5 protein-coding genes are annotated in these 5,321 nt (G+C 59.1%); 4 read left to right on the forward strand and 1 reads right to left on the reverse strand.

What is annotated here, in order from left to right:
* The first annotated feature begins 292 nt into the window (after positions 1-292).
* The gene (rpiB, locus tag IT585_04140; protein ID MCC6962422.1) at positions 293-727 is read left to right on the forward strand and encodes a ribose 5-phosphate isomerase B; all 435 of its coding nucleotides are present in this window, start codon (positions 293-295) and stop codon (positions 725-727) included.
* Positions 728-916: 189 nt separating this feature from the next.
* Here rpiB and IT585_04145 read toward each other — a convergent pair whose 3' ends face one another.
* Complete coding sequence (locus IT585_04145; protein ID MCC6962423.1) at positions 917-1,747, reverse strand: methyltransferase domain-containing protein; 831 nt, start codon at positions 1,745-1,747, stop codon at positions 917-919.
* A gap of 163 nt (positions 1,748-1,910) precedes the next feature.
* Between IT585_04145 and IT585_04150 the strand changes: the two genes are divergently transcribed.
* The 3 genes from IT585_04150 to IT585_04160 all read left to right on the forward strand — a co-directional run bounded on the left by IT585_04150 (position 1,911) and on the right by IT585_04160 (position 5,099).
* Entirely contained in the window at positions 1,911-2,996 is a 1,086-nt protein-coding gene (locus IT585_04150; protein ID MCC6962424.1) for a hypothetical protein, read from the forward strand.
* A gap of 153 nt (positions 2,997-3,149) precedes the next feature.
* Positions 3,150-3,551, forward strand: a complete 402-nt coding sequence (locus tag IT585_04155; protein ID MCC6962425.1) for an NUDIX domain-containing protein — start codon at positions 3,150-3,152, stop codon at positions 3,549-3,551.
* Positions 3,552-4,250: 699 nt separating this feature from the next.
* On the forward strand, positions 4,251-5,099 hold the full coding sequence (locus IT585_04160) for an FAD-dependent thymidylate synthase (protein MCC6962426.1): 849 nt from the start codon (positions 4,251-4,253) through the stop codon (positions 5,097-5,099).
* Positions 5,100-5,321: the final 222 nt, after the last annotated feature.

The raw sequence follows: 5,321 nt of genomic DNA on the forward strand, positions 1-5,321 counted from the left end.
AAGTCGGACCCACAGGAAATTCAAGAAGTCAGGGGCGAGTCCGACTGAAGTCGGAGCTACAGGAATTCGAGAATTGGGATTGCCGGGATCAGGTCGAGTGTCAGGATCGCGGGGATCCTGACCTACGGACTGTTGCGGTAATCGAGTGTCAGGATCGCAGGGATCCTGACCTACGAGCTGTTGCGGTAATCGAGTGTCAGGACCGCGGGGATCGTGACCTACCGGTGGCGCGGAGGGGCCGGCGTTGACATCGGCGCTTGCGCGGCTTATTCAACAAGTCTATAATTGGATTATGCGAATTGCGATTGGTGCTGATCACAAGGGCTATCCGCTGAAGGAGCATCTGAAGGCGCTGTTGGAGCGGCTGGGACATCAGGTCACCGATTACGGCACGAATTCGGAAGAATCGACCGATTATCCCGATTATGCGATGCGGGTGGCGCACGCAGTGGCGAATCGGGAGGTGGAGCGTGGGATCACGGTGTGTTGGAGCGGCAACGGGGTGAACATGGTGGTGAACAAGCTGCCGGAGATTCGCGGCGCGCTGGCCTTGACGACGGAGATGGCGGTGTTGTCGCGGCAGCACAACGACTCGAATGTGCTTTCGCTCGGCTCGAAGTGGGTGAGCGCAGAGCAGGCGGATGAGATCGTAAAGGCGTGGCTGGAGACGGAGTTTGAAGGGGGACGGCATGAGCGACGAATTAAGAAGTTTTCGATCAAACGCTAAGTGTGCAGTCCAAGGACATCACGAAATGGTGGGCGGATGCGATTGTGAAGGCGTGGCTGGAGACGCATTTTGAAGGGGACAGCATGAGCGGCGGATCAAGTAGAAGTCAGCAAAAGACAGAGCGGCTCGGGCGAGGTTGACCGCCGCGAGCCGCAGCTACCTGTGCCTGGTGTTTAGCTGACCGGTGTGTCAGGCTTTCTGCACAACCGCCATGACGACGGTGATGCGGTTGTCGGCGAAGTTGCGGATGACGTTGTCGAATTTCGGTTTAAAGGCGTCACCCATCAACAAGGCGGGGCCGACCGGCGGACGGTCGCCATTGCGCATTTTCTCCATAGCAACCTTCATCCACTCGACCGAGGGCTGCGACTTGTCGTGCCATTCGAGGACCTTGAAACCGAGATCAGTCAGGATAGCGCGAACACGGTCGGGAGTTTCGAGGAAACTGATGGCGCTTTCATCGGCCCACGGCACTGGAAAATGAAGCGGTGAAGCCGGGCCGGCGAAGATGTCGTGGAACGCGAGGCGGCCGCCGGGTTTGAGGACGCGGGCGATTTCGCCATAAAGGCCGCGCTTGTCGGCGATATTCATCTGCGCATGCTCGGTCCAGGCGACGTCGAAGGCAGCGTCGGGAAAAGGGAGCTGCAGGGCGTTGCCCTGGCGGAACTCGACTTTGTCTTCGAGGTGGACGAGTTTGGTGAGGCGATTGGCGGTCGCAATGAATTCGGGCGTCAGGTCGATGCCGATCGGGCGAACGCGACGGGTAGCGGCCAGATAGCGCGCCGAGCCGCCGATGCCGCAGCCGACATCGAGCACCAGTTCGCCGGGCTTGAGTTGGGCTCGGTCGGCGAGTTCCTCGGTGGCTTCACGGCCACGGATGTGGAATTCGTCGACGAGTTTGAGGTCTTCATAGGTGAGCCGGTCGGGATCCTGGCCGGCGGCGTGAAACGCGCTAATGATGCTGTTGTACAGCTCGCGTTTCCCATAATGACTTTCCACCGTCTCATGCGGCATTGACATAGACATCATCCTTCGACAAAGGGGTTGGATCAGATAATGGCTTTTAAGCATCCATGATATCTATTATACGAACTTGACCGGATCGGTTGCGACAGAATTTTCCGATGAAGCAGTGGGGTGCGAGAGCGGTTGCATCGAGGTTTGAGAAGCATATTTTGGGGGCATGAACCTGGACAAGCACCGGATTCCCGGCTGGATCGCGATTATCCTTCTGACGACCATAACCTCATTCTGGGTCTATTGGAGTTTCATGGAGTTGTACTACGAGGGCTGGGGTTTGCCGCTGCACATGGCGATCCGCTATGTGGCGCCGGGGGCGATCTGCATGGTCTTGACCGGACTGTGCCTGCTGTGGCCGCGAATCGGCGGGACGGTGATCATCATCATCGGCTTGTGGTTCGGCATTTGGTGGATGCAGTTGCAGATCAGCCGGGGGTTGAAGGACCCGGTCGGGATTTTCGTAACGCTGTTTTTGAGCGCGGGGTTAGCGGTGATCGGCGTGTTGTTCTGGATCGACGCGCGGCTGGCGAAGAAGTATCCGCCGGATGCGAGTGTGCGGCGCAATTGGTTTCGGCGGAACGCGCGGACGATCGTGGCGACGGCGATACCGCTGGGGATTGCGGCAGGTGCGACGATCGGGAATTTGCCGATTTTGATGACGCGGCAGGATGACGGCGTCCGCACTGAGCGGCTGATCGAGGGGAACGGCGTGCGGCTGATCTGGGCGCCGGAGGGTCCGGGCTGGGCGCACGGATCGGAGGGCGCGGGGAGCAATCTCAATTGGAACGAGATTGCGCTGTATGGCCTGCCGCCGGTGGGATTTGATTGGAAAGCGAAGAATGTGTTCCGGATGGCCACGCAGGCAGAGATGGATAGCCTCTGTCTGTGCCGCTTTTTGTCGGCGGACGGCAAGACGCTGATGGAGACGCCGCAGAATATCTGGCGGATGCCGACGGTGCATGAGGTGGTGCGCTCGCTGGTGAAGCACGGCACGAACGCCGGATGCGAGTGGGATTCGGTGTCGAACCATGCCGACTGCGACGTAATTCCCGACAAGGAATCGCCGTTGTGGGCGACCGATTACTGGCCGATCTATTTGTGGACCGCGACGGAGCACGATTCGGCGGAGGCGTATTTTGTGGGATACAATGGCCGCGCAGTGACGTATCAGAACAAGTTTTGGGGCAATCCGCGGCACGGATTTCGGTGTGTGCGGGAGGTGGATACGGAGGCGGCGAGTTCGCAGTGATGCGACGGGAGAAGATAGGACCCTCACCGCCGGGCCGCAATGCCGAAATGCCCTCACCCCCGACCCCTCTCCCGGAGGGAGAGGGGAGTAGCGTTATTCGGCGAGTGCGGTGGGTGTGGAGTTAGCGGAGACGACGGCGGAGAGAGGTAGATCATGACGGAGCATCTTCAAGCCGAGATCGTGCAGACGGCGGTGCTGGTAAATGCACGCGGTGAGGCGTTGATATTGCGGCGGCCAGCGGGAAAATGGCAGCTTCCGGGCGGACGACTGAACGCCGGCGAACAGTGGGATGAAGGGCTGCGGCGGGAGATTCGCGAAGAAACGGGGATCGACGATGTCGAAATCCTCTCGATCATGATGCTCGACAATTGGGTGTACGAGGGGGTGCCGATGTACGGCGTATTCCTGCTGTGCCGGACGCAGAAGACTGAGGTGCGGTTGAGCACGGATCACGATGAGTTTCGCTGGGTGACGCTGAAAGATGATCTGAGGCAGTTTGATTTTTGGCACGACAGTCTGCGGATTCTGGTGGAGCGGGCGCTGCAGATGCGGTAGCCCCTCACCCCCGACCCCTCTCCCCGAGGGAGAGGGGAGTTGGTGATGTTCGGCGATGTCGGCAGAAACGATCGCAACCCAAAGCAAGAGTCCGACTGAAGTCGGACCGACGACAGGAGCAGCGAGTGTCCGACTGGAGTCGGCGCTACAGGGGTCGAAGAAATTGCAGGCAAAGAGATTGCTTCGTCGCGGCGAAGGGCAGAGGAGCTATCGGGTGTACGGGCACTGCAGATGCGGTAGCCCCTCACCCCCGACCCCTCTCCCAGAGGGAGAGGGGAGTTGGTGATGTTCGGCGATGTCGGAAGGGACGATCGCAACCCAAAGCAAGAGTCCGACTGAAGTCGGACCTACGACAGAAGCAGCGGGTGTCCGACTGAGGTCGGCGCTACAGGGGTTGAAGAAATTGCAGGCAAAGAGATTGCAGATGGCGAGATTGCTTCGTCGCGGCAAAGGGCGGAGGAGCTGTCAGGTGTAGTGTCCCTCCTCGCAATGACGAGGCTATCGGGTGCTCCCCGCAATGACAGGGCTATTGGGCGCTCCTCGCAATGACGAGGCTATCGGTTGCTCCCCGCAATGACAAGGCGCGTTCGCTCCTTGCAATGACACCTCACATAGATCGGGGGTACCCGAATTGGCCATGGGATCGTCTGAAATGATTTGATTGACACGCCTCCTCAAATCCAGTATATCTGCCGCGCGATGGAAGACAAAACGACATTGATCGGGACGGAAGTGAAGGTTCTCGACCGCGGGTTTGTGCGGCTGGTCGATTTCATGGGGTCAGATGACGCGATCGTCGAAGCGGCGCGGGTGTCGTACGGCAAGGGCACCAAGAAGCGGCGCGAGGATCGCGGCCTGATTCGGTACTTGATGCGCCATCAGCATACGACGCCGTTCGAAATGGTGGAATTCAAGTTTCACGTAAAACTTCCGATTTTCGTGGCGCGGCAGTGGATTCGTCATCGCACGGCGAATGTGAACGAATACTCGGGGCGCTATTCGGTAATGGAAGATGAGTTCTACGTGCCGCAGCCGGCGGAGATCAAGCCGCAGTCGACGACAAACCGGCAGGGACGCGAGGAGGGCGAGATCGATCCGGCGGTGCGGGAGGCATTCATCGCGTTTCTGAACACGAGCAACCGCAAGCTCTACGACGAGTACCTCAAGACGATCGAAAGCGGGATTGCGCGGGAGATTGCGCGGATTAACCTGCCGCTGTCGCTGTATACGCAGTGGTACTGGAAGATTGATCTGCATAATCTCTTCCATTTCCTCAAATTGCGGCTGGAGGAGACGGCGCAGTACGAGATTCGCGAGTATGCGAAGGCGATGGCGGCGATGACCAAGCAGGTCGTGCCGATGGCGTGGGAGGCATTTGAGGATTATCAGTTGAATTCGGCGGCGTTTTCGTCGATTGAGTTGAAGCTGCTGTTCAGCAAAATCGGCGAGCTGGATTTGAGCGACGATGCATTGGATGAGGCGGGATTGTCAAAAGGCGAGGCGCGCGAATTTCGCGGGAAGATCGAGCAGATTCGGAAGAGATTGTAACCCTCACCCCCGGCCCCTCTCCCAGAGGGAGAGGGGAGGAAGGGTCATTCCGGCGGAGGCGGGAATCCCGTTTGGCTGAAGTTACAGTGAGCAAGTAGAAGGGCGGTAGGTCACAATCCGGCGCGGAGAAGTGAGTGCGATTTGGCGTCTTGAGGGGTGCGCGGGATCAAGACCTGCCGCAACGCGGTAGGGCGTCTGCCGACTGAAGTCGGCACTACAGGG

This window comes from Candidatus Zixiibacteriota bacterium (assembly GCA_020853795.1).
GTDB lineage: Bacteria > Zixibacteria > MSB-5A5 > CAIYYT01 > CAIYYT01 > JADJGC01.

Excerpts from the sequence above, each read along its gene's own strand:
- rpiB (MCC6962422.1), top strand. The coding sequence starts at position 293 with ATGCGAATTGCGATTGGTGCTGATCACAAGGGCTATCCGCTGAAGGAG.
- IT585_04145 (MCC6962423.1), bottom strand. The coding sequence starts at position 1,747 with ATGTCAATGCCGCATGAGACGGTGGAAAGTCATTATGGGAAACGCGAG.
- IT585_04150 (MCC6962424.1), top strand. The coding sequence starts at position 1,911 with ATGAACCTGGACAAGCACCGGATTCCCGGCTGGATCGCGATTATCCTT.
- IT585_04155 (MCC6962425.1), top strand. The coding sequence starts at position 3,150 with ATGACGGAGCATCTTCAAGCCGAGATCGTGCAGACGGCGGTGCTGGTA.
- IT585_04160 (MCC6962426.1), top strand. The coding sequence starts at position 4,251 with ATGGAAGACAAAACGACATTGATCGGGACGGAAGTGAAGGTTCTCGAC.